General features: G+C 57.4%; 2 protein-coding genes. Both read right to left on the bottom strand.

The window, feature by feature from the left end:
• Positions 1-40 precede the first annotated feature (40 nt).
• Positions 41-403: a DUF6124 family protein gene (locus JUI81_RS31540; protein WP_204125684.1), complete on the bottom strand. Its 363-nt coding sequence runs from the start codon at positions 401-403 to the stop codon at positions 41-43.
• A gap of 403 nt (positions 404-806) precedes the next feature.
• Positions 807-3,260, bottom strand: coding sequence for a hypothetical protein (locus JUI81_RS31535; RefSeq protein WP_204125683.1), 2,454 nt, complete (start codon positions 3,258-3,260; stop codon positions 807-809).
• Positions 3,261-3,458: the final 198 nt, after the last annotated feature.

Raw genomic sequence — 3,458 nt, 5'->3', positions numbered from 1 at the left:
GCCCCCTTGCCACAGGTAAGAGCTCTCTTCGAGATCTGCTTTAGCCCTGCAGTCCGACGTTATCCAACACCCGATTCGCCGCGATCTCCGCCACCATGATGCTATTGGAAATACCCAACAGCGCATAACGCGACTCACCGTCCAGATGATCCACCAACTGGTGAACCATCACATCAACCGAGGCCAGTGTCTCGACCAGATAAACCGCCAGGGTTTCGGTCGTGGCGTCAGGGTCCACGGAAAACAGGGTGCTGCGCGTTCGCGGGGTGGCTTTGATGTCGGCATTCGACGGGAAGTGGAAGTCGAGCGCTCGCTCGGCGGCTTCGTTGAGTTTTTTGGAATCGATGGATTCGTAGGGGGAAACGTCGTCCGTATCGGGTGGGTTTGGCGTTGGTTTGAACATAGATGTAACTCCAGATATTTAAAGTGGAGCCATCACCCTTCGCTACCAAACGAGTGGGTGGCGGCCATACGAAGGTTGGTAGACCGGTTACCTGGCAACCCGGCGCGCTCGAGAGCGCCCTACGCATGGCCACCATAAAACCGAGGCCTGAAGGCCTACAAGCGGTGGCGCTATGCGCCGGGTAACCGGGCTACCAAACCCGATCGCTGATATTCAGCGACGGGGAAACGATAAGACCCAGGCCCAAGGCGCACAAGCCGGCGGATTCTGGCGCAGTCGTAGGCAACGGCGCAAGGATGTGTAGCCTGAGAGAGTGTCTGGAGATGTCGATTAAACATCGCTGTTTAAGCGGACTTCGCCATCAGGATCGGATGGAAAATAGATACGTCTCCTTTTCCTCCTATTACAGCCGAGGCAGACAAATCACAGGGTAGGTGCGGCCGCCGACGGTGTCGTGCCCAGCTACCCATCTTATTGGTTGAACATCATTGAAATATCCGGCATACGCGCCAGAGGAATGGCCCGGTCGCACGCCGATAAAATAGACGCGGCGGCTGTTCGCAGGAAGGGGAATGACGTATTTCGTCGCTATGATTGAAAGGGGTGGGATATTAGCGCTCGGTGTTATTGGTGAACCGTGCATGTCAACCCACTGTTTGGCCTGATTGAGATCCAGCAAGTCGGGGTTATATAGAATTCCCGTGACATTGGACGCGGTGACTTTGTATGACTTGGTTTCTTTGGCGTCTGAAACATAGATAGTGGCAGTGCCGTTTCCTTCACTTCGCGCGCTGCCCATACTGTCAACGGACACGAACTGTGGATGAGAAGATCGATAGGTGTATGGAGGATAGCCGCCTGTTGGCTCACGGGTTGCGGCGGTGCCGACAGGGTCTTTACCGGTTAACTCCCAATCGATCTCCGTACCCGCTATGGATACATTGAGCCCATCGAGGTTTATGGGTGTTGTATCAAGGAAGAACGGGGCAATCGCTTTTACGGTATACGCACGCACTGGAAACCTCACCGCCTTCGCCTCGTCGACCACCTTGTCGAAATTCACCGCAAAGGTAATGGTGACTTCGCTGCCATCCTTGAGGCTCTTCAACCAGTTGACCAGCGCCGCTGTCAGCGAGATCACCAGATCCGACGGTTCAAACCGATGGATTTGCCCGCTCCAGATAATGCGGAAGTCCGACTGTCCATTGGCCAGGATCCCGTCAAAACGCAACCAGACAGGTATGTACTGCGTCTGCAACAACCACTGCGCAATGCTCAGTTTGTCGGTCGCCAGCAACTTGGCAACTTCCAGAATTTGCTCTGGATGGCCGACAATGACCGGCCTCGTCAGCCGCGGATCCTCATGCGCAATCCGGTTCACCGTCAACACCAACGCCGACGACTGCGCAATCACCTCCCCGTTTCGAATCAGGTCCCAACGCAACTGCGGTTGCTTGCCGTGCCATAGCCCCAAAAACGCGGCATCCAGGGTAAAAACAGCCCGATGGTCCGGATCGAGCGGCAACATCGAAAACGGCAATGAACCCGGTAAAGCGTTGACCGCGACCAGTAGCGCCTGATCCTTCGGCAACGATCCCGCAAAGGCAACCTCAACCTCCACACCTTGTGAGTGAGCGAGCGGATCGACCGGATTGGCGGCAGGGACTGGCGGATTCAGGGTAATTGTCCTTTCAGCAATCACCTGTGCCTTGGCGGTCGCAGAACTGGCGATCACCGTACCGCCTCGTTTCAGCGTATAGACCACCGTCACCGCACTCTCGGCGATCACCTTGTCGTTGGGCACCTGAAGTATGCATGGCTTCTTCTGCCCGAATGGATCGGTCTCGACCACGCCGTTCACCAGCACCACAAGGTCCTCCGGTTGCCCTGGTACTTTCGCGGTGTAGGTCGCTTCAATGATGTCCCCCGGCAGGAAACGGTTGTCAGTGGTGGCGACGATCACGAACAGCGGACCACCGTCCAACTTGTCCCGCTCGATCCGGGTGGGATCATCTCCCGGATAGTCCCCCATTCTTTCGAGCAGGATCGGCGCCGGCAGGCGCGTCCCCGCCAGGTCTTCATCCACCCTTTGCGTCGCCGACCACACCGCGTCGGTGTCCGGGGTATTGCCGAGCTGGTCAGTGCAGGTGCAGGAAAAATCGAGCTTGCCATCCGGTCTGACCGCGCTCTCCAGGTAGGCGCGAGTCACGGTAAAGCACACGGTGATCGGGTCCGCCGAGCCGGGGTTTGGCGGCTGAGGCGCTTCATTCGCGCCGACTTTGTACGTCATGATTTCGCCGTTGCACTTCAAGGTGATCGTGTCGTAGGCCCGGCAATACGGGTAGGACACGCACACCTGGGCGCTGACAAAGTCAGGGCCGACGCCGTGCTTGATCGCGTCGGGCAACAGCAATGCCAGCTCGGAATGGCCGTCGATCTCCGGAAACCGGTCTTTCAGGCCGGGACGGATCTTGTTGTAGAGCAGGGTCAGATTGGGCTCGGATTTGCCGATGTTCGAACTGTTGCGGGTGATGGTGTAGAACAGCTCGTTGATCCGGTCGGGATGCAGGCGGCCCTTGGGGATGCGCAGGATCGTTTTGGCGTTCACATCGGTAATGATTTTACTGTCCAGAAACGCCGTCTCGCCCAACAGCCATAGCCAAATGACGTCACCCGGATCGACCGTGCCCGACAACGGCGGATCTACCTCTACCGTCGCGCCCTTTCCATCAATGACCAAGTCATAAATCAACAGCGAAACACCGCGATGTGCACCTACAACCGACGGGGTAGCGCCCAGCACGTCAGGCGGGGACAGCGCGAGGATGCCGTCGTCGATTGATTCGGGGGTGGTCATGGCTGGGCTCCGGCACGATGGAAGTGGACTGGAGCTATCAGATAGCGGAACGGAGAAGGCGGCTACTGTCAGATCTGACAGTAGCGACGAGTGGTCGTCAGCATTGGGGCGCTGGTAGATCAGGGTAAATAGGTCTGTCCCCTTCACTCGTGATCGTTCCAACGCTCCACTCCGCGTGGGAACGATCAATCTCCAACA

Source organism: Pseudomonas sp. 008 (assembly GCF_016861935.1).
Taxonomy (GTDB): domain Bacteria; phylum Pseudomonadota; class Gammaproteobacteria; order Pseudomonadales; family Pseudomonadaceae; genus Aquipseudomonas.
The sequence above is the reverse complement of the archived record's forward strand: the minus strand, read 5'-3'. Positions and strand labels throughout refer to the sequence as shown.